The organism is Caballeronia sordidicola, assembly GCF_001544455.2.
GTDB classification, from domain to species: domain Bacteria; phylum Pseudomonadota; class Gammaproteobacteria; order Burkholderiales; family Burkholderiaceae; genus Caballeronia; species Caballeronia sordidicola.
The window spans coordinates 61136-87328 of record NZ_FCOC02000011.1 but is presented as its reverse complement, the minus strand read 5'-3'; the positions used below and the strand labels follow the sequence as shown (position 1 = coordinate 87328).

The following is a 26193-nucleotide window of genomic DNA, read 5'->3' as shown; positions in this document are numbered from 1 at the left end:
TGTCAGCCAGCACTGTCGCACAAAGAACCGCAGCGTATTCAGGCACGGCGCAGTGACGTCCTGGCGTCCCGCCGCTGGAGGCCTGATATTGAACGCAAATGCCCGACAAGGTATCAGCAAAGCGCCCAGACAGGCGCGAAACCTCCATTGTAAGCCACAGTGCGTGGGCGTCGCCGACCTCTACGTGAGACGGCCAGCCATCCGGCAAAACCGGTTTGCCCTCGGTGAAAACGCGCCATGAACGCTTGTCTCGAATTAGTACCGGCGGCTGGCCCCCGCGCGGCCGACGCACTCCTGAGCGCTTCCGCACCCGATGAGAAGAATGCCACCACGCCCCGCATTCTCGACTGGCCGCAGCACGACCGGCCGCGTGAACGCCTTTTGCAGCATGGCGCGCACGCGTTGTCGGATGCTGAATTGCTGGCTTTGTTCCTGAACACTGGCCGCCCTGGCATGACGTCAGTGGATGTTGCGCGCGACCTTCTCACCCGGTTCGAGTCCATCCGGGGCGTGCTCGGGGCAACCGCAACCGAATTACGCAGGTTTGGCGGGATCGGACCGGCGAAGGCAGCGCTGCTGCTGGCAGTGTCCGAGCTGTGCCAGCGCGCGCTGGCCGAGAAAACCCGCGACCGGCCGTTGCTCGACGCTCCCCAGGCAGTGGAAGACTACTTGAAATGGCTGATCGGTAACCGGCCCAATGAGGTGTTTGTGACGCTGTTTCTGGACATCCGCCATTGCCTGATAACGGTCGACGAATCGGCCAAAGGATCGCTTTCGCGCGTGGCGGTGTACCCGCGGGAGATCGTACGCCGCGCGCTGACGTTGAATGCGGCGAGCCTGATCGTCGCGCATAATCACCCTTCGGGCGGCGTCACGCCGAGCGCAAGCGACCGGCGGCTCACGCGCTTGCTTACGGAAGCGCTCGCACTCATCGATATCCGGCTGCTGGACCATCTGGTCGTGGCGTCGAACGAAGTATTTTCTTTTTCACGACAGGGCTGGATGCCGGCTTGACGCCGCCTGCGCGGCCAATGGCGGCGAAATCACCGCCCGGACAGCCTTCGCAGGGTGAAAAAGCCATGAAACCGCTCCTTCCCGGCGTGACCCGATACCTCGTCCGATACCAAAAAGAGTTGATTTTGCTGGTTTTTTGCGGTTAGAATCTCGGTTTGCTTCTTTCAACCAACCTGTTCCGAGCGTACGCGGTCCTTGGTCGGCTAGCCTCTCCGGTAGTCGAAGTGGTCCAAAAGTGTATCTGGCGTTCGAACTCAGAATTAAAGCGTATTAGGAGTGCTCTCATGGCACGTGTATGCCAAGTAACCGGGAAGGGGCCGATGAGCGGCAACAACGTTTCCCATGCGAACAACCGCACCAAGCGTCGTTTCCTGCCCAATCTGCAAAACCGTCGCTTCTTCGTTGAAAGCGAAAACCGTTGGGTTCGTCTGCGTCTCTCGAACGCCGGCCTTCGCCTGATTGACAAGAACGGCATCGACTCCGTGCTCGCAGATTTGCGCGCACGTGGCGAAGTCTAAGGAGCACGAAAATGGCCAAGGGCGCACGCGACAAGATCAAGCTGGAATCGACCGCTGGCACGGGTCACTTCTACACGACGACCAAGAACAAGCGCAACATGCCGGAAAAGATGGCGATCAAGAAGTTCGATCCCGTTGTCCGCAAGCACGTTGAGTACAAGGAAACGAAGATCAAATAAGGTCTTGGTTCCGTTGTATCGCTGCACAAAAAGCCTCGCTCACGCGAGGCTTTTTGCTTATGTGCTCCGGCTGCCGTTCTCCCTATTGGCCGAACGGCAAAGTGACCGAAGCACACGCCACGCGTTATGCTTGTCGGCCAGACCTTCGAATGCCAATCACATGCATCCGGAAAGTTACGGCGGACAACTACTGACGGAGACGTGACAGGATGAATTTCGATGTGGCAATCATCGGCAGCGGGCTGGCGGGTCTGAGCGTCGCCTTGAATCTCGCGGAGACGCGACGCGTCGTGATCCTCGCCAAGCGCAGCGTGAGCGACGGCGCAAGCGACTGGGCGCAGGGCGGCATTGCGGCGGTGCTCGACTCCGGCGACAGCACGGACAATCACGTCGACGACACGCTGATTGCCGGCGCCGGCCTGTGCGACGCAGCGGCCACGCGGTTCATTGTGGACAACGGGCGTGCTGCCATCGAATGGCTGATCGAGCAAGGTGTCCCGTTCACCCGCGACCTGTCCGCCGAACTCGGCTTTCATCTGACGCGCGAAGGGGGTCATAGCCACAGACGCGTGATTCATGCCGCGGACGCCACCGGTCACGCCGTCGTCAGCACGCTCAACGAACGCGTGCGCACTCATCCGAACATCACGGTCCTCGAAGATCACCACGCAATCGACCTGATCACGTCCGAGCATCTTGGACTTCCCGGGCATCGGTGCCACGGGCTTTATGCGCTCGATATTGCCAGCGGGCGCACCGTCACCATAGAAGCGCCGCATACCGTGCTCGCGACAGGCGGCGCCGGGAAGGTTTATCTGTACACCACGAATCCGGATACCGCCACCGGCGACGGCATTGCAATGGCCTGGCGTGCTGGTTGCCGTGTATCGAACATGGAGTTCATCCAGTTCCATCCGACCTGCCTCTTTCATCCGTACGCGAAATCCTTCCTGATTTCCGAAGCCGTTCGCGGCGAAGGCGGGATCTTGCGGCTGCCGGACGGAACCCGCTTCATGCCCGCGCACGACGAGCGCGCCGAACTTGCGCCGCGCGATATCGTGGCCCGGGCGATCGACTTCGAGATCAAGAAACGCGGCATCGATTGCGTGTATCTCGATATCAGCCACCAACCCGAAGCGTTCCTGCAAGAGCATTTCCCTACCATCCTCGCGCGTTGCCGCGAGTTCGGTATCGATATTACGAAGGAGCCGATTCCCGTCGTTCCAGCCGCGCATTACACCTGCGGCGGCGTGGTGACGGACCTGGCGGGGCGCACGGATCGCGCCGGGCTTTTTGCCGTGGGGGAAACGTCGTGTACTGGCTTGCACGGCGCGAACCGGCTTGCCAGCAATTCGCTGCTTGAATGTCTCGTGATCGGGCGCGCCGCGGCGCAGGCCATGGAAGCCGAAGGATTTGCGACGAGCGCGCATGCGCCGCTGCCCGCCTGGGACGAAAGCCGCGTGTCCGATCCGGACGAGGAAGTTGTCGTCGCGCATAACTGGGACGAGTTGCGCCGGCTGATGTGGAATTACGTGGGCATTGTGCGCACCGACAAACGCCTCGCACGCGCGCAGCATCGGATTGCATTACTGCGTGACGAGATCCACGAGTACTACGCGAATTTCAAGGTAAGCCGGGATTTGCTCGAATTGCGCAATCTGGTCGATGTCGCTTCCATGATCGTAGAAAGCGCGTGTTCGCGGCGTGAAAGCCGCGGCCTGCACTTCAGCCGCGATTGGCCGGAAACCCTACCCAAGGCGCTACCGACCGTGCTCACGCCGCCAGTGGTCAGGCGGCGGGAAGCCTGAAATCAAGCCGCTTGCACGGCATCCAGCGCGCACTGCACCAGATCCTGGATCAACGGTCCGACCTGGCCTGCGCGCGCTTCGTCGTAGTGATATGGCCGGGTCTCTTCCATGTAAGTGATCTGCGACAGTTCCAGTTGCACGGCATGAATGCCGTCCTGCGGCTTGCCGTAATGACGCGTGATGTATCCGCCCTTGAAGCGTCCGTTCGCGACGGCCGTGTACGCGCCGTGTTTGGCAACGACGGCTTCGAGTTGCTCGCCGAGACCCGCGACCGCACTTTCGCCGCCGGCCGTGCCGAAGTTGAAATCGAAAAGCTTGCCATCGAAGAAACGCGGCACGTGCGAACGGATGGAATGCGCTTCCCACAACAGCACCTTGCCATGCTCGGCTTTTAGCCGCACAAGCTCGGCCGCGAGCGCGTCGTGATACGGCAGCCAGTATTTTTCGCGACGCTCGGCAATCTGTGCTTCAGTCGGCGCGCCGCCTTCGGGATAAAGCGGCTCGCTGTTGAAGGTATCGATGGGACACAGGCCGGTTGTGTCGCGTCCAGGGTAAAGATTCGCGCCATCTGGCGGCCGATTCAGGTCGATCATGTAGCGGGAGTTGAACGGCGCGAGAATCGATGCGCCCATTTCCACGGCAAACGCGTAGAGCCGTTCGAGATGCCAGTCGGTGTCGTCGACTTCGCGGGCAATGGGATTCATCGTGGCCGCAATATCCGCCGGAATCTGCGTGCCGGCATGCGGAATCGAAATCAGCAGCGGCGCGGTGCCGCGCTTCAAGGTGAAAACTTGATCGGTCATCGGTGCGTTCCTTTATTTGAGCAAGCTCGCCAGCGTGTTCCGATACGAATCGAAAGCCTCGCGTTCATCAGAATGCCGGCGCGCCTCGACCACGACTTTACCGCCGACACAAACATCCAGCACCGGCGTTTCGCCGTGCTCGCAGAACACCACGCCCGATAACCACGCATCCGGAGCCTGGCCCGCAATAGCCGAATGGTCGGGATCGAGCACGATGAAATCCGCGCGCCGGCCGGCTTCGAGCATGCCGACAGCCCGGCCGGTCGCGCACGCGCCGCCTTGCGTGGCGGCATCGAAGAGACGATCGGCGACGTGCGTCTGCTTGTCCGACGCAAGCACGTTGCGCTCGCGCCGCGTGAGCCGTTGTCCGTATTCCAGCAAGCGCAGTTCGGAACGCCAGTCGAGCGCGATATGGCTGTCCGAACCCAGCCCAAAACGCCCGTTGGCGGCGAGATAGGCGTGCGTCGGAAAAATGCCGTCGCCGAGATTGGCTTCTGTTGTCAGGCACAGGCCGGCGATGGCGCGGCTTTCGGCCATCGCGCGGACTTCGTTTTCATCGACATGGGTTGCATGCACGAGGCACCAGCGTTCGTTCACGTCGAAGTTATCGAGCAGCCATTGCACCGGGCGCGCTTTCAGGACGTCGAGGCATGCATCGACTTCGGCCGTCTGTTCCGCGACATGAATGTGCACCGGCGCGCTGGGGAATTCGCGGTCGAGGCCGTCGAGCATGCGCGTCAACGTTTCCTTCGATACCGCCCGCAGCGAGTGCGGCGCGACGCCGTATCGAAGATTGCCGTTTTCGGGCTGCGCGCCACGCAAGGAGACGAGCGTTTCGAGCAGGCTTTCCGGCGTGTGGATGAAACGCGCCTGGCCCGGCGTCGGCTCGCGTGCGCCGAAGCCGCTGTATTGGTAAAGCACGGGCAGCATCGTCATGCCGATTCCCGTTTGCTCCGCCGCGCCGACCACGCGCGCGGCCATTTCAGCGGGGTTGTCGTAGAGCGTGCCATCGGGCGCGTTGTGCACGTAGTGGAACTCGCAGACCGACGTGTAGCCCGCCTTCAGCATCTCGATATACAGCCAGCGCGCGATCGCCCCGAGACTGTCCGGGGAAATGCGCGCGGCGAACCGGTACATCAGGTCGCGCCAGCTCCAGAAACTATCGGTCGGATTCGCGCGATATTCGGTGAGACCGGCCATTGCGCGCTGGAACGCGTGCGAATGGAGATTCGGCATGCCGGCGAGCACCGGACCCTTGGCTTTGGCAACGCCCGCGGGCTGAACGGCGTCCGGCGTCACGGCGGCCAATGTCCCGTGATCGTCCCATTCGAGCAGCACATCGCGACGCCAGCCGTCCTGCAAACGCGCATGTTCGGCAAACAGGCTGTTTCTTGTCATGAGGTATTCCTATTGCTTCTGGATTATTTCCGTTTGTCCACGGTCACGCCGCCGTGCCGCACGACCAGCGCGCATCGGTCGAGGCCGGTCCAGTACGCCAGTTCCGCCAGCGTTTCGATATCCCACGCGACAAAATCCGCCTTCGCTCCGATCCGGATCTCGCCGGATACATCGGCGTGACCGAGTGCTTTTGCGCCGTGGCGCGTAACACCCGCCAGCACTTCCGCCACCGATAAACGGAACAACGTGCAGCCCATGTTGAGCATCAGGAGCAGCGACGTGCTCGGTGATGTGCCCGGATTGCTGTCGGTGGCGAGCGCGATCGGCACGCCATGACGGCGCAGCAGGTCGATTGGCGGCAGTTGTTTCTCGCGGATGAAATAGAACGCGCCGGGCAGCAGCACGGCCACGGTTCCCGATTCGCGCATGGCGATGGCGCCGGGTTCATCGAGGAATTCGAGGTGATCGGCGGATAACGCGCGATGCTTCGCCGCGAGCGCCGCGCCGCCCATCAGCGACAATTGTTCCGCGTGCATTTTCACGGGCAAATTCAGCTTCGACGCCGCGTTGAAGACGCGTTCGGCCTGCTCCAGCGTGAACGCGATGCGCTCGCAAAATACATCGACGGCGTCAACCAGGCCTTCAGCCGCAAGCGCCGGCAGCATCTCGCCGCAAACATGGGCGATGTAGCCATCGGCGCGCCCGGCGTATTCCGGCGGCAACGCGTGCGCACCTAGAAACGTTGTAGCGATGGTCACCGGCCGCGCTTCGGACAAACGCCGGGCAACGCGCAGCATCTTGCGCTCCGTGGTCAGATCCAGTCCATAACCCGACTTGATTTCCAGCGCCGTCACGCCTTCGGCAAGCAACGCGTCGAGCCTTCGCAGCGACTGCGCGAACAGTTCGTCCTCGCTTGCGGCGCGCGTGTTGCGCACGGTCGAGACAATGCCGCCGCCGCGTTTGGCGATGTCTTCGTAGCTCGCGCCTTCGAGCCGCATCGCGAATTCCTCGGCGCGGTTTCCGGCGTAGACGAGGTGCGTGTGGCAATCGACAAGACCCGGCGTGACAAGCCGCCCTTGCAGATCATGGCTTTCGGCATTGGCAAACGCAGAAGGGATTTCCGCTTCGGCGCCGAACCATTCAATACGCCCATTGCGCACCACGATCGCCGCGTTCTCGATTACTTCTGCAGGGTCGGCGCGCGGTGCAAGGCGCGCGTTGCGCCAGACTTGCGGGTTGTCAGCGGAGCTCATGTCCAACATCCTTTGAAACAATACGCGCGTCGATAAGAACCGCGTCTTGCGAAAGCGGCTCGATACCTAGCGAGCCATTCTCGCTTGCATCGAAAACCATCGCGTCGCCTTGGGACAAACGTTCGCCGTCCACCGCAAATTCACCGAGCGCACAGACCAGCACAACGCTGCCCGGATGCACGTCCAGTTGCCCGGCGTCGCGCCGTACCATCACGGTCCCCGAGACCCGATCGCGCCTCAGCATGAGGTTGAAATCGCGCGTGGGACCGTGCGGCAATTCCGCGGTGATCGGCGATTCGCCCGCAAACGCGACCGAATCCCAGCGCGAGAGAACGTACTCCGCAGATTGACCCTCGGTTGCATCGGTAAGCACCATCTGCTCGCCCTCGATCAGCGTCAGCACGCGGTCAATCCCGTTGAACGCCGAAAACGCGCCCGCCTCCGATACGTCCGCGACGCTTACGCGCCAGTCGAACGCATCGAACGCAGCGCCCTTCGGCGACGCCGCGATTTCCCGCGTCGCGCCGCCGCCGTTTTTCCACGGTACGGCCTTCAGATCGGCCGCGCGAATGATGCTGAAGGCGAAGGACATATCAGCTTCAGGTCGTGATGAACGGCAAGTCGAGGCCGAACTTCTTCGCGCATTCGATTGCCTGCTCGTAGCCCGCGTCGCCATGGCGCATTACGCCGGACGCGCAGTCGTTGACCAGCACGCGCGCAAGACGCTTGTGCGCGGCGTCCGTCCCATCGGCGACGATCACCATGCCCGCGTGCTGCGAATATCCCATGCCTACGCCGCCGCCATGATGCAGGCTGACCCATGTCGCGCCGCCAGCAGTATTCAGAAGTGCGTTGAGCAACGGCCAGTCGGACACGGCGTCCGTGCCGTCCTTCATGCTTTCCGTCTCGCGATTCGGACTTGCAACGGAACCCGTATCCAGATGATCACGGCCAATGACGATCGGTGCCTTGAGCTCACCGTTCTTCACCATCTCGTTGAACGCGAGACCGGCGACGTGGCGCTCGCCCAGGCCGAGCCAGCAAATCCGCGCCGGCAAACCCTGGAACGCAATGCGATCGCGCGCCATGTCGAGCCAGCGGTTCATGCCGGCGTTGTGCGGGAACAATTCTTTCAGCTTGGCGTCGGTCTTGTAGATGTCCTCCGGATCGCCGGAAAGCGCCACCCAGCGGAACGGGCCCTTGCCCTCGCAGAACAGCGGGCGGATGTACGCGGGCACGAAGCCGGGGAAATCGAAGGCGTTCTTCACGCCGTCATCGAAGGCGACCTGGCGCAGGTTGTTGCCGTAATCGACCGCGGGAATGCCCATGGCGTGGAAATCGAGCATCGCTTGGACGTGCTGGGCGCATGAGCGTTGCGCCGCCGCCTTGAGTTCGGCGTGTTGCGATGCATCCAGCGACGCTGCGCGCCACTTTTCCAGACTCCAACCAGCCGGCAGATAACCGTTGATCAGATCGTGCGACGAGGTCTGGTCGGTGACGAGGTCCGGCTTGATGGCGCCCGCCTTGGCGCGCCGCACGAGTTCCGGCAGCACTTCGGCCGCGTTGCCAAGAAGCGCGATGGAAATTGCATCGCCCGCTTCCGTGTGCTGCTTGATCAGTTCGAGCGCGTGGTCGATGTCCTTCGCCTGTTTATCGACGTAGCGCGTGCGCAGACGGAAGTCGATACGCGTCTGGTCGCACTCTATATTCAGCGATACCGCCCCGGCCAGCGTTGCCGCGAGCGGTTGCGCGCCGCCCATGCCGCCCAGGCCCGCCGTCAGGATCCAGCGGCCTTTCCAACTGCCGTTGAAGTGCTGGCGTGCCGCTTCCACGAACGTTTCGTACGTGCCCTGCACGATCCCCTGGCTGCCGATATAGATCCAGCTTCCGGCCGTCATCTGGCCGTACATGAAAAGACCCTTGCGGTCGAGTTCGTTGAAATGCTCCCAGGTCGCCCATTTCGGCACGAGGTTCGAGTTTGCGATCAATACGCGCGGCGCGTCTGCATGCGTCTTGAACACACCAACCGGCTTGCCCGACTGCACCAGCAGCGATTCATCGCTTTCCAGGCGTTGCAGCGTTTCAAGAATCTTGTCGAGACACTCCCAGTTGCGTGCCGCGCGGCCTATACCGCCGTACACCACAAGCTTGTCCGGATTCTCGGCAACTTCGGGATCGAGGTTGTTCAACAGCATCCGATACGGCGCTTCGGTCAGCCAGCTCTTGCACGTGAGTTCGGTGCCGCGCGGTGCGCGCAGTGGACGCGGATTGTGGTTTTTCATCAAAGCACTCCTCGGACGGGATGGAAAGTATTCGGTGTCTTGAGGCCGGTGGCGCGGCTTTCAATGAATCTCGCGGAGCCGGTCGACAAGTTGTATATACAAGTCTGAATTAAAATAAAAAGGAGCGCAAGCGGTCGTTTATCGATTCGACTAGGGGTTTACTTTAATGAGATGAGAGCGAGGCTGAACGGCGCCCGAGACGCAAAAGCAATGCAAACGCCGCCCTTGAGCGGCGGCGCGAATCTGTCTATACAGCGGGCGCTAAAACGCCGGAGCGGCTTCGCAGACGAAGGCGACGGCGGCGGCAATGTCGCCCGCGAGCGGCCGGTCATCGCGATAGGGCGAGATCGCTGCCCGCACGCTCCGATACACCGCGTCGGTCTTCGGCGCGCGCGTCAGTTCAGCGGGTTGCAGGTCGTAGGCTTGCGCCGCCGCGAGCAACTCGATGGCAAAGATACGTTCCGCGTTGGCGATGATCTCCAGCGCCTTGAGCGCAGCCGGCGTTGCGTGGCACAAATGGTCTTCCTGCAAACCGGACGTGATGCCGCCATCGAGGCTTGCCGGCATCGCGAGCCGCCGGTTGTGCGCGACCAGCGAAGCCGCCGTGTACTGCGCGATCATGAAACCGGAACAGGTGCCGCCGCTATCGGCGAGAAACGCGGGCAGGCCGCTCACCAGCGGATTGACCAGCCGGTCGATACGCCGCTCTGCCATCGCGGCCACTTCGGCGACCGCGGTGCTCAGGCTGTCCATCGCAAGGCCGATGGACGCGCCTACCGCATGCGCCTGCGAAAACACACGCGGCGCGGCCAGCGTGCCGGTGACGACGGGGTTATCGGTGACGGAAGCAAGCTCGCGGTTCACGACTTCGGCGGTGGTCGCGAACACATCGCGCGCCGCGCCGTGGACATGCGGAATCGTGCGCAAGCTCAGCGGGTCCTGCGTGATTCGTCCAAACGACGCCGCGATGATCCCGCTATCGGCGAGAAGCTCGCGCAAATGCGCACCGACCGCAGCCAATCCCGGCGATATCCGCAGCGCGAGCGAATCGGCGTCGAACGCGGCGGCCTGCCCGCGCAGGTTCTCGAAGGTCATTGCGGAAATGGTGTCGGCCCATTGCAAAAGGCGTTCGGTGCGTGCCAGTGCGAGCGATGCGAGCCCGGTCACGCACGGCGTGCCGTTGACGACGCTCAGGCCCTCCTTCGCCTCCAGCACCAGCGGTTCGCGCTCAAGCTGCTGCAACGCGCGAGCCGCGCTGGTGCGGCCGGTGTCATCGCGGACAAAACCCTCGCCAATCAGCACGAGCGCGATATGCGCCATATGACTCAGGTAGCCGACAGAACCGAACGCCGGCACTTCGGGAATCGCGCCGCTGTCGAGCAGCGTCACGAGCAGATCGACAAGTTCCAGCCGCACGCCCGAGCGCCCGTGCGCGAAGTTGTTCACCGCCGCCGCGATGATCGCGCGCGTCTCCTCGCGCCGCAGCGGTTCGCCCACGCCCACCGCGTGACTCATCAGGATATTGCGCGACAACGTGCGTTGTTCGGACGGCGACACGACCACGTCGCACAACGCGCCCACGCCCGTATTCACGCCATAAGCGCGAATCCGGCGCTCGACAATCTGCTCGACCAGCGCGCGCGCGTGATCGATACGCGCGCGTGCCTCGGGCGACAAGACCAGCTTCGCGCCATGTGCAATCCGCGCGATGTCGCGCCAGCCGAGCGGTGCATCGAGATTCACCACGGCCGGCGCATATCCATGGTCAAAACCTTCACTCGATCCGGCGCCGATGACCATGGGTTCAATCGATGGCGCTTGTAAAAAGGAACTGGCCAGCACGTCAACCTCGCTTGCAAATCAATTAGCCGTACGTGAATGATGACTCGATACAAACTGCTGGAAGCGCTCCGAGCATCGGCCGTTGAAAAGGTCGTCGGGTGCGCCTTCGGCATCGACTTGTCCTTGATGCAGGAACATCACCCGGTTCGACACATGCCGCGCAAACCCCATCTCGTGCGTGACGACGAGCATGGTTCGCCCTTCTTCGGCGAGCGCGCGCATCACGCGCAGCACTTCGCCGACCAGTTCGGGGTCGAGCGCGGACGTGGGTTCGTCGAAGAGCATGACTTTCGGGTGCATTGCCAACGCGCGCGCAATCGCGACGCGCTGTTGCTGGCCGCCCGACAAATGTGCGGGATAAGCGTCGCGCTTTTCATACAAGCCGACCTTCGTCAGCAGTTGCTCGGCTTCTTCCACACATTCAGCGCGCGTGCGTTTCTGAACGCGCAACGGCCCTTCGATCACGTTCTGCATCACTGTCATGTGCGACCAGAGATTGAAACTCTGGAACACCATGCCGAGTTGCGAGCGAATCCGGTCGACCTGCTTGCGGTTGCCCGGCTGCAGGCGTCCGTCGCGGCCACGTTTCATTTCGATAGCCTCGCCCGCCAGCTTCACTTCCCCGTCGTCCGGCGTTTCAAGCATGTTGATACAGCGCAGGAACGTGCTTTTGCCCGAGCCGCTCGCGCCGAGAATCGAGATCACGTCGCCTTCGTGCGCGTCGAGGGAAATGCCCTTGAGCACGTGTGCGTCGCCGAAAGACTTGTGGATATTGCTCGCCGAGAGCGCAATGGAATTGCTGGTGTTCATGAGTTCTCCCTGATTCAGGAATCGATGTCCGAGCTGCCCGACGCGGTGGCCGCCTTGAGCGACGCAGGCGCGGACTTCTTCGACGCCGTGCCGTTACGGTCGCGCAGATGCGGCGAGAGCTTCTTTTCGAGCATCCCGAGCGCGCGCACGATGATGAAATTCAGCACGAGATAAATGGCTGCCGCGCAGATGAACACTTCCATGGTCCGGTAGGTTCGCTGGATGATCTGCTGCGCGACGCCGGTTACGTCCCACACGGTGACGAGACTCGCCAGCGCCGTCGATTTGACGAGCAGCACGGCTTCGGTCGAATACGCGGGCAATGCGTAGCGCAGCGTGATCGGCGCGATGATCCGGCGCAACACGGTCCAGCGCGACATGCCGCACGCGAGCGCCGCTTCAATCTGGCCGTGCGGCACGGATTGCAGCCCGCCGCGAATGATTTCGGCGGTGTATCCGGCCGTGCACAGCGCCAGCGAAAGAATGGCGCACGCGTAGGGTTCACGCAGCACGGGCCAGACGAAACTCGCGCGAACCGCGTGAAATTGTCCGAGCCCGTAATAGACCAGGAACATCTGGATCAAGAGCGGCGAGCCGCGAAATACCAGAATGTAGCCGCGCGCAAAACGGTTGAGCGCCCAGATGGGACTTACGCGCATCGCGACGATCACGAGCGAAAGCAGTCCGCCCAGAATCAGCGAGGCGACGAAAAGCCCCAGCGTGGTCGGCACGGCGGCAAGGAGTTTCGACAGCGTATCGCCGAGAAATTCGAAATCGATGTTCATGATCGGAGTCGCCTGGGAACGTTTGTCTTAGTGGCGCGCGAGCGTGCCGCGGAACGACCGGCCGATGCGCGCTTCAGCGCGATCGAAGACACGGTTCGACAGGCTCGTGAGAATCAGGTACAGCGCGCCGCCGACCACATAAAACGTGAAGTATTGATGCGTCGACCCGGCCGCGACCTGGCTCGTGCGCATCAGTTCGGAAAGCCCGGTCACGGCGATCAGCGCGGAATCCTTGAGGCTCAACTGCCACACGTTGCCAATGCCGGGCAGCGCGAAACGCACGACTTGCGGAATCAGCACGCGCCGCCACATGGTCGGCGTGGACATGCCGATCGCGCGCGCCGCCTCGATCTCGCCACGCGACACCGCCAGCACCGCCGAGCGATAAACCTCCGCCTGATACGACCCGGAAATCAGCCCAATGGCAAGCGCGCCAACCACGAACGGCGGCACGCCGATAAACCCATCGGCGCCGAAAAACTGTCCAACGGCGGTCACGACAGACGATCCACCGAAGTAGAAAAGATAGATGATCAGCAGTTCGGGAATACCGCGAAACAGCGTGGTGTAGGCATCGCCGATAACCCGCAACGTGCGGCTGCGCGACAGTTTCGCCGATGCGACCATTGCCCCGAACACGGCGCCCACGGCAAGCGCGGCGATGGTGAGCAATACAGTCATGAGGAGCGCGACCAGCAATGCGGCGCCCCAGCCCTGTTCGCCGAAACCGAGTAGTTGAACCAGACTCATCTTTTGTCTCCTGCGGTGTTGCGTCGCCGGACGCACGGTTTTCCTCGCGCGCCCGCCGGATTGGTGGACGTGGTCAGCAGGCCATCAAGGCGTTGCGTCGACCTTCATCCATTTCATTGAGAGACGCTTGACTGTGCCGTCGGCGAGCGCCGCGGCAATACCTTCGTCGAACTTGGCCTTCAGGTCTTTATCGGACTGACGGAATGCGAGCGCCTCGCCCGGACCCCAGACCGGTCCCGAGATCTTCGGTCCCGTGAACGCCAGGCCCTTGTTTTCCGGCTTGGCGAACGCCGATGCCCAGTACGTGCTGTCATCGAACGCAACGTCGATGCGCCCCGCCACCAGATCCAGGTCATGCTCCGGCGCGGTCTTGTACTCGCGGATGGTCGCGACGTCCTTGAAGTTCGTATCGATGAACTTGGTGTACACGGTTCCCGACTGAATGCCGATGGTCTTGCCCTTCAGCGCCACGCGCAATGCGTCGACGGTGGCTTTGTCGTGAGCCGGATCGCCGGTGAGTTTCACGATTTGCCCGGCTCCCGGCTGCTTGGCGAGCGCGGCCGGCGCATCGCCGGACGCGACGAACGCCGCGGGCGTGGACGCGTAAGGCCGCGAGAACGCGATGATCTTTTCGCGCTCGGGCGTGACCGAAATGGCGTCCATGAGCACGTCGAACTTGCCTGCCTGCAGGCCCGCGATCATGCCGTCCCAGTCTTGCGTCACGAGCTTGCACTGGATCTTGATGCGGTCGCAGACGTTCTGGATGAGTTCCGGTTCGAAGCCGCCGAGCTTGCCGCCGGGCAAGGTCAGGTTCCACGGTTCGTACGCGCCTTCCGTGGCGATCGTGACGGTTTTCCAGTCTTTTGCCGGAGCGCTGACAGCGCCGAAAGCGATGACACCCACGGCCACCGATGCCGCGAGCCGAGCCAGCAAGTTCATTTTGCCTGTCATAGTTGAGCCACTTTTCCAGAATGAGTGTTTGACCGATTGGCGAATCGCCAACTTGTATAGACAAGCATGCATTGAACAAAAAGGACTGGCAACGGTTTTTGTTGGCAAGTGCGAAAAGTTAGGGAAAATACCGAGACGCTTGACGGGCAAGGCTTACGAGGGTGTTACGAGGAATGGCGAGGAAGATTCGTCGATGAATGAACCCGCTTTGTGGAGAACGTCACAAAGTTGTCTAGACACGACGTAGTGCAGAAAAGAAACGAGGCGCAAGGTCATGGCGCATTGCACGCCACAGCCGCCGCGCCCCGCGTTGGGGCTTTATTCCAGCCGCATCGAATAGTCGGTGGCCCGAACATCCTTCGTCAGCGCGCCAATGGAAATGCGGTCCACGCCCGTCTCCGCAATCGTGCGCACGGTGCTGAAGTTCACCCCGCCCGATACTTCCAGCACCGCGCGGCCAGCCGTCAGGCCAACGGCGTCGCGCATTGCGTCGAAACTGAAGTTGTCGAGCAAAACCGATTCCGCCCGATGCGCCAGCGCCGTTTCCAACTGCTCAAGCGTCTCGACTTCGATCTGGACGGGCACGCCGGCATTCAGCGCAAGCGCCGCATCCATTGCCGCGCCCACGCCGCCCGCTGCGGCAATGTGGTTTTCCTTGATCAGAATGCCGTCGTAGAGTGCGAGGCGCTGGTTCGCGCCACCGCCCACGCGAACCGCGTACTTCTGCGCGAGACGCAAGCCAGGCAAGGTTTTGCGGGTATCGAGGATGCGCGCACGCGTGCCTTCTATTGCGTCGACGTAACGCCGCGTCGCGCTCGCCACGCCGGAAAGCAACTGCAGGAAATTCAATGCGTTGCGCTCGGCCGTCAGCAGCGCGCGCGCCGGGCCGCGCAGCACTACCACGGGCGAATTCTGGCTCATGCGCGCGCCTTCGTGATAGAGCCATTCCACGCGAATAGCCGCATCCACGCGCCGCATAACAGCTTCGAACCATGGCACGCCGCACAGCACCGCCTCCTCGCGAACGATAATGCGCGCCGTGCGTTCAATACCCGCCGGAACCAGCAGACCGGTGCGGTCGCCGTCCCCGATGTCCTCCGCGAGCGCGTCCGTTACATTGCGCTCCAGCACCTGATCGAAGGCTGCGCCGTATTGCGTGCGGATTTCATCGAACAAAGGGGAAACCAGATGACTTGCAGAAGACATTCACGCCGCTCCAACGTTTGAAAACAACGGACCATCCTTCGCCAGATCGCCGCTCGCCTGAACGCGTTTCTTGTGACGCGCGGCGAAATCGAGCATCCGGTCGATAGGAACACGCGCGCGCTCGCCGATCGCGCTGTCCACGAAAATCTCATTGTTGCCGCGCTCGAGAACCGCCGCGAGATTCGCGAGGCCGTTCATGGCCATCCATGGGCAATGCGCGCAACTCTTGCAACTTGCGCTGTTGCCAGCCGTGGGCGCTTCAATAAACTCCTTCCCCGGCGCCGCGAGCCGCATCTTGTGCAGGATGCCGAGATCTGTCGCAACAATAAAGCGCTTGGCGTCGAGCTTCACGGCGGCGTCGATCAGTTGGGTCGTCGATCCCACCACGTCCGCCAACGCGACCACGCCCTCTGGCGATTCAGGATGAACGAGGATTTTTGCATCGGGATATTCATGGCGCAGCAGGTCGAGTTCGATACCCTTGAATTCGTCGTGCACAAGACACGAGCCTTGCCACAACAGCATGTCGGCGCCGGTTTGCTTCTGAATATACGAGCCCAGATGCCGGTCGGGCGCCCAGAGGATTTTCTCGCCGCGCGCGTGCAGATCGGCGACGATCTCCAAGCCAATAGACGACGTCACCATCCAGTCCGCTCGCGCCTTCACCGCCGCGCTGGTGTTCGCGTAGACCACCACCGTTCGGTCGGGATGCGCGTCGCAGAAAGCCGAGAATTCGTCGGCCGGGCATCCCAGATCCAGTGAACAGGTCGCGTCCAGGTCGGGCATGAGCACACGCTTCTCGGGGCTGAGTATCTTCGCCGTCTCGCCCATGAATCGCACACCCGCGACAACCAGCGTTTGCGCCGCATGATCGCGCCCGAAGCGCGCCATTTCCAGCGAATCCGCTACGCAGCCGCCGGTTTCATCGGCGAGTTCCTGCAACTCGGCATCGACATAATAATGCGCGACCAGCACCGCTTTCTCGTGCACGAGCAACGAACGGATGCGTTCCTTCAACTCGCGCTTTTCCGCCTGCGACGGCGCATCGGGCACTTTCGCCCACGCCTGCCCGATGCCGCAGGTCAGCCCTTGCGGCCGGTCGTACTCGACGCTTTTTATCGCCTGTTCCATTACTGGCTGTCTCCAGTCTCGTGAAAACGGCATGCACTTACACCGTTGCAAAACGACAAAACCCCGCCAGAGCGGGGTCTCGTAACGTCATGAAATTTTAACGGATATCAGTGACGAAGGTTTTGCGTTTCAGGTCGCGCTTCGATTGCGCTTCAGGCGTACCGGCGCAGGCGAGATGCAAAATCCTGCAGCGCCTTGATGCCGCTTTGCTCCGCCCTGTGGCACCAGTCCTGCAACTGCGCGAGCAGTTGTTCGCGCGATGCGTTGGAACGATCCCACATGGCGGCCAGATCCTGACGCAACTCAACATATGTGCGCAGCTTGTGATTGTCCGAGAACAAGGCCGGCAACTGCTGGCGTTGCGGTTCGTCCAGACCCGCTTCTTCCTTGTGCGCCCATTTGCGCGCACCGCGCATCAACTGATATTTATCGGTGGCGCCGCCGTCTTTCAGCTTCGACAATTCCTGACGATACGCGCGCTTGAGCGCCTTGCCGTATCGCGCCATCACTTCATAGCGATTCGACAGAACAGCCTGGAGCGTGTCGTGGTCGAGCACTGGCTTGGATGCCGACAGACGCGGCGTAGGGGCAATCTTCTTGACCTTGGCCAGCTTGAATGCCGACATGATGCGGATATACATCCAGCCAATATCGAATTCGTACCACTTGTTCGACAGCTTCGCCGACGTTGCGTACGTGTGGTGGTTGTTATGGAGTTCTTCGCCGCCAATCAGGATGCCGAGCGGGAAGATGTTCGTGCTGGCGTCTGCCGAATTGAAGTTGCGATAACCCCACCAGTGAGCCAGCCCGTTGACCACGCCGGCTGCCCAGAACGGGATCCAGATCATCTGCACGGCCCAGACCGACAGGCCAACGATGCCGAACAGCGCAACGTCGACAACCATCATGATGCTGATGCCGAGAATGGGATAACGCGTGTAGACATTGCGCTCCATCCAGTCGTTCGGCGTGCCGTGACTGAACCGGCGCATGGTTTCCTCGTTCTTGGCTTCCGAACGATAAAGCTCGGCGCCTTCGAGCAGGACTTTCCAGATGCCGCGCGTTTGCGGGCTGTGCGGATCTTCTTCGGTCTCGCACTTGGCGTGGTGTTTGCGGTGGATCGCGGCCCATTGGCCGGTCAGCATGCCGGTGGTCATCCAGAGCCAGAAACGGAAAAAGTGGCTTACGGCAGGATGCAGTTCCAGCGCGCGGTGCGCCTGGCAGCGATGCAGATAGACGGTGACACCGATGATCGTGATGTGGGTCATCACGAGCGTGAACAGCAATATCTGCCACCACGAGAGGTTCAACAATCCGTTGGCGAGAAATTCAAGCGATGAGTTCAGCAAGGCAATTTACCTGAAAGGCGGAAAAAATAGCCGAACGAAAACAGATCGACGGCTGTTGGGTGCATGAAAGGAATATGCACGTGGTTCGACGGCATTTTACGTCATGCGTTCCAAGTCTTTGTGTCGATAGGAGAAAATTTTGATTTTGCGCAACGGTAGCGGGAATTTTGACCGCTGATTTGTCGCCGGATTTAGTGGGGGCAATACGGATCGCCCCCGTTTCGTAAGCTTGCCCACGGAATCACCTTCATTCCGCGGGGATCGCAAGCAGATATCGCTTATTCCGCCACAGTCTCTTCGGATGGGGCTTCTTTTGCCGCAACCGGCAAACGTTCGAGCACGGCGGCGAAAAAACCATCCGTGCCGTGCTTGTGCGGCCACAGTTGCAGATAGTCGCCCGTATCGAGATCAATGCGCTGTTCGGCCAGCACGTCTTTCGCCGGTACCAGCTTGAATCCGGGATGCGCGGCCAGAAACTGAGTCACCACGCCCTCGTTTTCCGCTTCGAGCATGCTGCACGTGGCGTATACGAGACGCCCACCCACTTTCACCAGCCGGGAGGCGCTGGTCAGGATGGAAAGCTGCTTCGGCGTGAGTTCCGCCACCGATTCCGGCGACTGACGCCATTTCAGATCGGGATTGCGCCGCAGAGTGCCGAGTCCGGAACAGGGGGCATCGACGAGAACACGGTCGATCTTGCCCGCCAACCGCTTGATCTTGGCGTCGTGCTCGCTGTCGATCAGCACCGGATTCACGTTCGATAAACCGCTACGAGCCAGGCGGGGCTTGAGTTTCGCGAGCCGGCGGTCAGATACGTCAAAGGCGTAGAGACGGCCCGACGAGCGCATCATTGCGCCGAGCGCCAGCGTCTTGCCGCCCGCGCCCGCGCAGAAATCCACGATCATTTCGCCACGCCGGGGCGCAACCAGCGAACAAAGAAGCTGACTGCCTTCGTCCTGCACTTCAATCCAGCCGTCCTGGAACGGTTGCAGGCGCGTCAGTGCCGGCTTGCCGTCCACCCGCACGCCATAAGGCGCGAACGGCATTTCGCCGGCGTCGATTCCCGCTTCCGTCAGCGTCTTGATAACCTGATCGCGCGTGGCCTTGATCGGGTTCGCGCGCAAGTCCAGCGGCGCCGGGTAATTCAGCGCGGCGGCGAGCTGGGCTAGTTCATCGGTATCGAAACGCTTGGTCATGGCGTCGTAGATCCACTGCGGCAAGTTCGTACGCACGCGTACCGGCAGACTGCCCGGATCGATCTTCGATACCTGGTTGAGCCACTGGTATTCATCGGCGGAGATGAACGGCTTTACCGCCGACAAACCCGCCGTCTGCATCAATCCCAGCAACGCGAGACGCCGCGCCAGGTTGCCCGATCCGCTTTCCGCGAGATGCGAGAACTCCATCTTTCGGCGCAAGACCGCGAACACCGCTTCGGCGATTACACCGCGTTCGTTGTGCCCGAGCTTCGGGTGTGCGCGGAAAAAACGGCTGGTGGCGGCGTCAGCGGGACCGCTGAAACGCAATACGTCCGCGAGCAACGTCTCTGTTTGTCCTATCAAAAATCCATGAAGCCTCATACGCCCTCCCCGGCAATGTCGGCAAAGAGCCATTGCGGCTCTGGTGGCGTGAGCACGACACGCTCGCCGTCGATGGCAAGACGCCCTTCGACGAACCAGCGCACCGCGCGTGGGTAAATTACGTGTTCCACGGCCAGCACTCGATTGGCGAGCGCGGCCGCGTTGTCGCCGGCCATGACCGGAACCGCCGCTTGCGCGACGATCGGGCCATGATCGAGCGTTGGCGTGACAAAATGGACGCTTGCGCCGTGGATCTGGACGCCGGCGTCGAGGGCTTGCTGATGCGTCTTGAGCCCTGGAAAGCATGGCAGCAGCGACGGATGAACGTTGATCATGCGTCCCGCGTAGTGTTCAACGAACGCGTTGGTCAGCACGCGCATGAAACCGGCGAGCACGACGAGATCGGGTTCGAAACTGTCGATAGTGCGTGCAAGTATTTGATCGAATGCTTCGCGCGATTCGAATTCGCGATGATCGACCACCTTTGTTTCGATGCCGTTGGCCGTTGCGAATGCGAGACCAGCGGCGTCAGGACGGTTCGAGATGACAGCTGCCACCCGCGCCGGCCAGTCTTCGCGCACGCATGCCCGTGCGACGGCTTCCATGTTGGTTCCCCGTCCGGAAATCAGGATGACGATTTTTTTCATCGGGGGATTTTATCATTTGGGATTGGCGGGAATTGGGGGTTTTTGGTGCTTTCGCCCGGGGTAGCGGGTGGGGGCCTGCTTTTTGCGCCTGCGCGCGTTCCGTGTTCGTTGGTCCTCTTTAGCACTGTTGGCCACTGTCCGTGGCGGGACTTCATTTCTTTTTCCAACGGCGAAAAAGAAACGAAGCAAAGAAAACGCCTTTCAACCGCCAATTCTTAAGTAGACCAAGCGTGCACGGACATCTGCTTGGGACTTCAAAAGAACGCTCAGCGCATAACCCCGGACAGTTGAACCCCTCCCGCTCCGTTTACGGCTACCCACACGCTTCGCCACCAGTGTGAGTAGCCGTCAAACCGGAAAACGCGGCGCGCAGCGCGCGCCCATTTGCGTGCTTGCACGCAAATGGGGTGTTTGGCCGTACTGGTTTCGTGGGGTTGTGTGCTTGCCCGAGAACACGGGTGGCGAAGCGTGTGGATGTAGCGGTCCGGAGGGGAAGGGTTTCAGGTGCTGGTGGTTATGGCGTCGAGGGTTCTTTTGAAGTCCCAAGCAGATATAAATGCACGCTTGGTCTCTTTAAGAATTAGCGGTTGTAAGGCGTTTTCTTTGCTTCGTTTCTTTTTCGCCGTTGGAAAAAGAAATGAAGTCCCGCCACGGACAGTGGCTAACAGTGTTAAAGAGGAACAACGAGCAGGGAACGCGCAAAGCCCTAAAAAGCAGGTCCCTACCCCACCCCGCCCCTCTAATGCAAAACCCCCACCTCAATAGCTTCGCTATAAACAGAAGCCACCCGCCGGGCGATAACCGGCGTATCGAAATTCGCCTTGGCATATGCCCGACATGCCTGCTCGCTTGGCAAAACAAGCGACCCATCGAGTGCACCGATCAACCCGTCAGCAATAGCATCAACGCCAGTAGAAGCCAACACAAGATTCCCTGACAATGGCGCCACCGCCTCCGGCAACCCGCCCACCGGCGTCACAAGCACCGGCGTCCCCGAGGCCAGTGACTCCACCGTAATCAACCCAAACCCCTCAAGCGCCACAGTCGGCACAATACTCACATCCGCCGCCCGATAAAGCGCCGCCAAATGCCGATCCGGCACGAACCCCAGAAGACGCACGTTATCGTCGAGATCAGCGTCCGTGATGCGCGCCTGCAGCTCCTCAGCCAACCGCCCCTTCCCCGCGATCAGCAACAACACGTCCGGCTGCTTCGCCTTCACGCGCTTCATCGCTTCAATCAGATCCTCCAGCCCCATGCGCCGCACGAGCCGCCGCACAGCCAGCACCACCGGACGATCCTGCGGCAACTGCAAGCGCCGCCGCGCATCGGCACGACTTAACGGCAAGTTGAACTGCGAGACATCGACACATCCCGGCACCACGCGAATCCGCTCAGCAGGTATGGAATAACGCGACTGCAAGATCTCGCCAAATGCCTCCGATAAAACAATCAGCCGCGTAGAACGCGCATACACACGCTGCTCAAGCATGCGCTTGGTTCGTTGTCCAATGGAATCCGCACCCTCCACATGACTCTCGTCAGCCCACGGCCCCTGGAAATGCGAAACCTGCGGAATGCCACGGGTCACATCGAGACCAGGGAACGTGTAAAGCGCGAAATGCGACGAGACCACGTCAGGCCGCTCACGGCTCAACGAAGCGCGCAACGCACGGCGCGCCGCCATCAAGCGGCGCGGCAACGACTGCGCCGCCGGGCCGAAACCGCGAATGGCACCCTCGGTATCGGCGGCAACCCGCGCCGACCCGGCAACCACGCCTCGCACCGTGACGCCCGCACCCGGCAACGCGCCAACCAGCGTGTGATACATGCGGTCCAGACCGCCCGCGCGCTCAGGAAACCAATGCATCCCGATCTGCAGCGACTTGATGGCTTGTGTGCTCATATCACCGACCCCGCTCAATAATGTTAATGGATAACGACAGCGCCGGAAGCGCGCTATACGGCCTTCGCGGCTCCGCCTTCGACCTGCTGGACATCGCTCGATGTTGCCGTGGCACCCGCCTGATTCGCAAAGCCGCGATACAAATCCAGATAGCGCCGCGCCATTCGCGCCCAGCCGAACTGGTCAGCCAGCAAGCGGGCGGCAGCGCCCATTTCGCGGCGCAAATCCGGCGCATCGGCGAGTTTGGCAATCGCTCCCGCGAGCGCGGTTGCATCGTCTGGATCGTCGAGCACGATGCCGCAATCCGTGTCGATAATCTCCGCCCCGCCTGCCGTCTTCGCCGTGATGATCGGCAAGCCGGCCGCGAGCGCTTCGAGCAGCGACAGGCTCATGGCTTCGTATCGCGAGGGAAAGACGAAGGCATCGACCGAATGCATGAGCGTTGGCATGTTCTTCACAAGTCCAAGAAAATGCACGCGCTCGCCAATGCCAAGCGCCTTGGCTTCTTCGGGATAGGGACTGCCCGGAATGTAGCCGGCGACCGCCAGATGAACGTTGGATGGAAGCTGCAACAGCGCTTTCATAACGGTATCGAGGTTCTTGCGCGGTGTGCGCAGGTCGCCAACGAAAAGGAGCAGACAGGCATCGCCGGGAAGCGAGAACGACGCCCGGTCGCTGCCCGCGCGCCGCGCCGCTACGAACGCGCTTGTGTCCACACCGTTATAGACGACTTCAATCCGTTCGCTATCCGTACCATTCGCACGAATCTCGACAGCGACCTTCTCCGACACCGCCGCAATGACCTTCGAGCGTTGATAGGCCCAATGTTCGAGCCTTGCGTTCACGCGGCTATAAAGAACCTGGTAAGCGGACCACAAGCCGCCGGTCAGTTTGAACGGATAATAAGGACTGCGCAGCCACCCGCCATGTACGAAGTGCGCGGTGTTCACATCGGCTCTGGCCCACGATATGAACCCATTCACATGCAACACGTCATATTCTTTTTTATGTTTCTTCAGCCATATCGCGGTCTTCAGCGCGAAAACCTGCTGCTTGAAAAGCTTTGTCGGCCAGAAGCGTCCGACCTTGATCTCAACCCACTTCAAACGCGGTTCGGCGGCCAGTTCCGGCGCCACGTGAGACGCGAGCAGCGTGACCTGATGGCCTTCCGCCAGCGCGGCACGCGCGATCTCATAGTTCACGCGGCCTTGCCCGTCGTTATGACGCACGACATGGGTGACGATGGCAATTCTCATCGGAGTGCCTTTTGTGGAATGGATTGTTCGAAGAGCGCGCGCGCCCGCCTCTTTTCGAGCCGCATGTGGTGGCGTGCGGCAAGGACGGAACACAGGCCCATGTAAAGGATCATTCCGCCAATCGACGTGAACGTGTTGGTGAAGACCAGCATGCCGACAATCGCAAACGCCACGCTCAACGAGGCTTGCGCGTATTTGTCGTCGCGCAGCGAGAACGAAGCGCGAAAGGCGCGCATCAGCAGCAGGCCAAGCCCCGCGAGATACATCAGCGAACCCGGCCAGCCGAGCACGAACGGCACGTTCATCACGCCGCTGTCGAAGCTGCCGTATTTGCCGAGGTCGCCGTTGGAACTCGACAGCTTGGTCGACGCGCCGGTCGCGCCGAATCCTTCGCCGGATACATCGGTGAAAGCGGTTTTGGCAAACGATGCGTAGAACTCGTTGCGCGCGGCGTAGCTGTTGTCGTCGCTGAGATTGGTGATCGACTGCAGGCGCGTCGCCATCTTGTCGGCGATCGGACCGAAGGTGAGCAGCGGCACGGAGAGCGCCACCAGCACCACCGCGCCAATCAAAATCCGCACGCGCACCTTGTTGCTTGCCTTGATCAGTTGCAACACCATGGCGATGACCCAGCCGCCCCATGTCGAGCGCACCATGCATAGTCCGAACGATATGAAACCAAGACCGCCCGCGAGCCAGCGCACGCTCTGCGTGCCGGCCATGGTGAAGGTGAGCGCGGCCATCATGGCGAGTGCGAACGGGCCTGATGAATTCATGGTGCTGAACACGCGCACGCCGAGGCGCACGGGGTCGCCCTGCGACGCCATTTGCGAACCGATCATCCACATGGCGTCCCACGCCGGCATGACGAAGAACTGCACGAGGCCGTAGCCGCCCATGAAGAGCATGCCCCAGATGAAGGTATCGAGGATCGCCTGGCGATACTTCGGATACTCGCGTGCATGGACCATGATATGAAAGCCGATCAGTACCGGATAGAGCCATGCAGCGAGGTCGTAGGTCGCCGCCATCGGGCCATTTGACATCACGCCGATCAAGTACGCATAGGCGAGCCCCAAAAGAATCAGGAGCACCGGCAAGCCGCGCCGCTCGGCAAGCACGCGGTAATGCCGCACGACGGTCAGCGCGCAGATCATGGTGACGACCACGGGCGCGATCTGGATCAGGCTGGTTGGCGTGAAGCCGCCCTTCGCGTAGTCGGCGAGGCGTCGCACTTCGGGACTCAGGAACCACTGCCACCACACGAAGCCGATGTACCGCGCGGGACTCTTGAAGTAAAGCCAAAGGCCAACCGCGGTCGATAAAAACGGAAACGCAAGCGTCAGGATCGTGCCCTGATGCGCAAGTATGAGCAGCAGCGTGAACGCCCAGAATCCGGTCTGCGGCACCCAATGTTTGGGGTCGTCGCGAAACAGGCCAAGGAATCCGGCACGCGCGGGCTTCCCGCCGTTCTCGATCAGATCGGCGATGAACTTCGGCGTGCGCGGTGCGGCCGGCGTGCTCATCGTTCAGTTTGCTCCACGCGAAGGCGCAACGTTGCCAATGTCCGCATGCAACGGAGCCTCAACCGGGCGCACCCTATGCATGAAGTCCTGCGTGATGCGCACATGCTGCATTGCAAATTGACGCGTGGTGTAATCGCGCGCCGCAAAATGACGGCTCGCCGCCTGCGCGCGCTGCAACGCAAGCGCGGGATTGGCGACGATTACATCAAGCGTTCGCTGCAACGCCTGCACGTCGTGCGGCGGCACATAGAACACATGTTCCGAGCCAAAATAATCGCGCAATGAACCGACGTCGGAGACAATCACCGGCTTGCCCAACGCGACCGCTTCCAGCACGACCGTAATACCCGATACATGCGTGTTATGCCGCAACGGCACGACGATCACATCGGCCCAGTCGTAGAGTTCACGCGCTGCCTTGAGACCAATGGCGGGCGCGATTTTCACATTGCCGGCATGCAGTTCCTTCGATACCCGCCGGCGCGTCGCTATGCGCACCTCATGCGCCGGATTCTGGCGGAATGCCTTCACGAGCGACTCCCAGTCGCGGTCGCGATCATTCCCAATCGCACCGATCCGAACGGGCGTGTTCGGTTGCCACGCAGCCGGTTCCAGCAGCGGGAAGTCGCGCGGATTGATGCCGTAGAAAACCTGTTGCACGTCACGCTTCAGATAGTCGCGCGCCATTTGTGCGTTCTCCGTGGCATGCGTGGTCAGTACATCGGCGCGTGCGAGCAGTTTCCTGTAAAAGAACTTTCTTAACGCGCCAAAACCCGCCCATTTATCGAAGAGCCAGACGCTTTGCGCGAGCAACATCGGATTGCCGCGCGCGCGTCCTTTTATCAAGAGCAACAATGCCGCCGATAAATGCTCGTGTTCCGTATGCGTCCACACCACATCCGAATTCAGTATCTCGGCGCGGTTGCGCCACGTATGGATGAAGTCGAAGCCGAGCGCCGCTTTTAATCCGCGTCTCACGAGACGCACGATCTTGTTCTCGGGTTCATCGCGGGAATACGTCAGCGCCAGTTCCGGCGACTCCGCATGGTGATACCCATAAAGGCAACCGATGTTCTCGCCCTTTCGATAAAACCGCGGGTCCGCGCCATAGAAAAGATGAACGTGGACCTTCGTCGGCTGCACGAAGGAAGTCTCCGCGTCGCCGTGCTGCTTGGTATTGCGGACTCTCGATACGCGGC

General features: G+C 61.3%; 23 protein-coding genes. 4 read left to right on the top strand and 19 right to left on the bottom strand.

Features of this window, described 5'->3' with window-relative positions; translation table 11 throughout:
- The first annotated feature begins 237 nt into the window (after window positions 1-237).
- From radC to nadB, 4 genes are all read left to right on the top strand, one after another.
- On the top strand, window positions 238-1014 hold the full coding sequence (gene radC, locus AWB64_RS18115) for a RadC family protein (RefSeq protein ID WP_060856817.1): 777 nt from the start codon (window positions 238-240) through the stop codon (window positions 1012-1014).
- A gap of 284 nt (window positions 1015-1298) precedes the next feature.
- Window positions 1299-1532: a 50S ribosomal protein L28 gene (rpmB, locus tag AWB64_RS18110; RefSeq protein ID WP_031359861.1), complete on the top strand. Its 234-nt coding sequence runs from the start codon at window positions 1299-1301 to the stop codon at window positions 1530-1532.
- Between the two features lie 11 nt (window positions 1533-1543).
- Window positions 1544-1711: a 50S ribosomal protein L33 gene (gene rpmG / locus AWB64_RS18105; protein WP_006478046.1), complete on the top strand. Its 168-nt coding sequence runs from the start codon at window positions 1544-1546 to the stop codon at window positions 1709-1711.
- Window positions 1712-1920: 209 nt separating this feature from the next.
- Window positions 1921-3519, top strand: coding sequence for an L-aspartate oxidase (nadB, locus tag AWB64_RS18100; RefSeq protein WP_060856816.1), 1599 nt, complete (start codon window positions 1921-1923; stop codon window positions 3517-3519).
- A gap of 2 nt (window positions 3520-3521) precedes the next feature.
- Here nadB and hutG read toward each other — a convergent pair whose 3' ends face one another.
- From hutG to AWB64_RS18005, 19 genes are all read right to left on the bottom strand, one after another.
- Window positions 3522-4322 (bottom strand): N-formylglutamate deformylase, encoded by an 801-nt coding sequence (gene hutG / locus AWB64_RS18095; protein WP_060856815.1) that lies wholly within the window; start codon window positions 4320-4322, stop codon window positions 3522-3524.
- A 12-nt stretch (window positions 4323-4334) separates the two neighbouring features.
- Window positions 4335-5720, bottom strand: coding sequence for a formimidoylglutamate deiminase (locus tag AWB64_RS18090; protein ID WP_060856814.1), 1386 nt, complete (start codon window positions 5718-5720; stop codon window positions 4335-4337).
- Between the two features lie 23 nt (window positions 5721-5743).
- On the bottom strand, window positions 5744-6973 hold the full coding sequence (hutI, locus tag AWB64_RS18085; RefSeq protein WP_060856813.1) for an imidazolonepropionase: 1230 nt from the start codon (window positions 6971-6973) through the stop codon (window positions 5744-5746).
- Window positions 6960-7565, bottom strand: coding sequence for a HutD/Ves family protein (locus tag AWB64_RS18080; RefSeq protein WP_063493236.1), 606 nt, complete (start codon window positions 7563-7565; stop codon window positions 6960-6962). The genes hutI and AWB64_RS18080 overlap by 14 nt, the downstream gene beginning before the upstream one ends.
- Window positions 7566-7572: 7 nt before the next feature.
- Entirely contained in the window at window positions 7573-9255 is a 1683-nt protein-coding gene (hutU, locus tag AWB64_RS18075; protein ID WP_060856812.1) for a urocanate hydratase, read from the bottom strand.
- Between the two features lie 261 nt (window positions 9256-9516).
- Window positions 9517-11055: an HAL/PAL/TAL family ammonia-lyase gene (locus AWB64_RS18070; RefSeq protein WP_082850534.1), complete on the bottom strand. Its 1539-nt coding sequence runs from the start codon at window positions 11053-11055 to the stop codon at window positions 9517-9519.
- 60 nt (window positions 11056-11115) lie between these two features.
- Window positions 11116-11907: an ABC transporter ATP-binding protein gene (locus tag AWB64_RS18065; protein WP_060856811.1), complete on the bottom strand. Its 792-nt coding sequence runs from the start codon at window positions 11905-11907 to the stop codon at window positions 11116-11118.
- 14 nt (window positions 11908-11921) lie between these two features.
- Window positions 11922-12692, bottom strand: a complete 771-nt coding sequence (locus tag AWB64_RS18060) for an ABC transporter permease (protein WP_060856810.1) — start codon at window positions 12690-12692, stop codon at window positions 11922-11924.
- A 27-nt stretch (window positions 12693-12719) separates the two neighbouring features.
- Window positions 12720-13442: an ABC transporter permease gene (locus AWB64_RS18055; RefSeq protein WP_060856809.1), complete on the bottom strand. Its 723-nt coding sequence runs from the start codon at window positions 13440-13442 to the stop codon at window positions 12720-12722.
- Between the two features lie 84 nt (window positions 13443-13526).
- On the bottom strand, window positions 13527-14381 hold the full coding sequence (locus AWB64_RS18050; protein WP_341845227.1) for a transporter substrate-binding domain-containing protein: 855 nt from the start codon (window positions 14379-14381) through the stop codon (window positions 13527-13529).
- Between the two features lie 330 nt (window positions 14382-14711).
- Window positions 14712-15599 carry a carboxylating nicotinate-nucleotide diphosphorylase gene (gene nadC, locus AWB64_RS18045; RefSeq protein ID WP_060856807.1) on the bottom strand — a complete coding sequence of 296 codons (888 nt, stop codon included), beginning with the start codon at window positions 15597-15599 and terminating at the stop codon, window positions 14712-14714.
- Window positions 15600-16730 (bottom strand): quinolinate synthase NadA, encoded by a 1131-nt coding sequence (gene nadA, locus AWB64_RS18040; RefSeq protein ID WP_060856806.1) that lies wholly within the window; start codon window positions 16728-16730, stop codon window positions 15600-15602.
- Between the two features lie 152 nt (window positions 16731-16882).
- Window positions 16883-18079: a DesA family fatty acid desaturase gene (locus tag AWB64_RS18035; RefSeq protein ID WP_060856805.1), complete on the bottom strand. Its 1197-nt coding sequence runs from the start codon at window positions 18077-18079 to the stop codon at window positions 16883-16885.
- Between the two features lie 278 nt (window positions 18080-18357).
- Window positions 18358-19659 carry an RsmB/NOP family class I SAM-dependent RNA methyltransferase gene (locus AWB64_RS18030; protein ID WP_060856804.1) on the bottom strand — a complete coding sequence of 434 codons (1302 nt, stop codon included), beginning with the start codon at window positions 19657-19659 and terminating at the stop codon, window positions 18358-18360.
- The gene (gene purN / locus AWB64_RS18025) at window positions 19656-20306 is read right to left on the bottom strand and encodes a phosphoribosylglycinamide formyltransferase (RefSeq protein ID WP_060856803.1); all 651 of its coding nucleotides are present in this window, start codon (window positions 20304-20306) and stop codon (window positions 19656-19658) included. The genes AWB64_RS18030 and purN overlap by 4 nt, the downstream gene beginning before the upstream one ends.
- A 739-nt stretch (window positions 20307-21045) precedes the next feature.
- Window positions 21046-22212 (bottom strand): glycosyltransferase family 4 protein, encoded by a 1167-nt coding sequence (locus AWB64_RS18020; protein ID WP_060856802.1) that lies wholly within the window; start codon window positions 22210-22212, stop codon window positions 21046-21048.
- Window positions 22213-22265: 53 nt separating this feature from the next.
- A complete protein-coding gene (locus AWB64_RS18015; RefSeq protein WP_060856801.1) occupies window positions 22266-23468 on the bottom strand; it encodes a glycosyltransferase family 4 protein in 1203 nt (400 codons plus the stop codon).
- Window positions 23465-24994: a glucose-6-phosphate isomerase gene (locus tag AWB64_RS18010; protein ID WP_060856800.1), complete on the bottom strand. Its 1530-nt coding sequence runs from the start codon at window positions 24992-24994 to the stop codon at window positions 23465-23467. Before AWB64_RS18010 ends, AWB64_RS18015 begins: the two co-directional genes overlap by 4 nt.
- Window positions 24995-24997: 3 nt before the next feature.
- The gene (locus AWB64_RS18005; RefSeq protein ID WP_060856907.1) at window positions 24998-26137 is read right to left on the bottom strand and encodes a glycosyltransferase; all 1140 of its coding nucleotides are present in this window, start codon (window positions 26135-26137) and stop codon (window positions 24998-25000) included.
- Window positions 26138-26193: the final 56 nt, after the last annotated feature.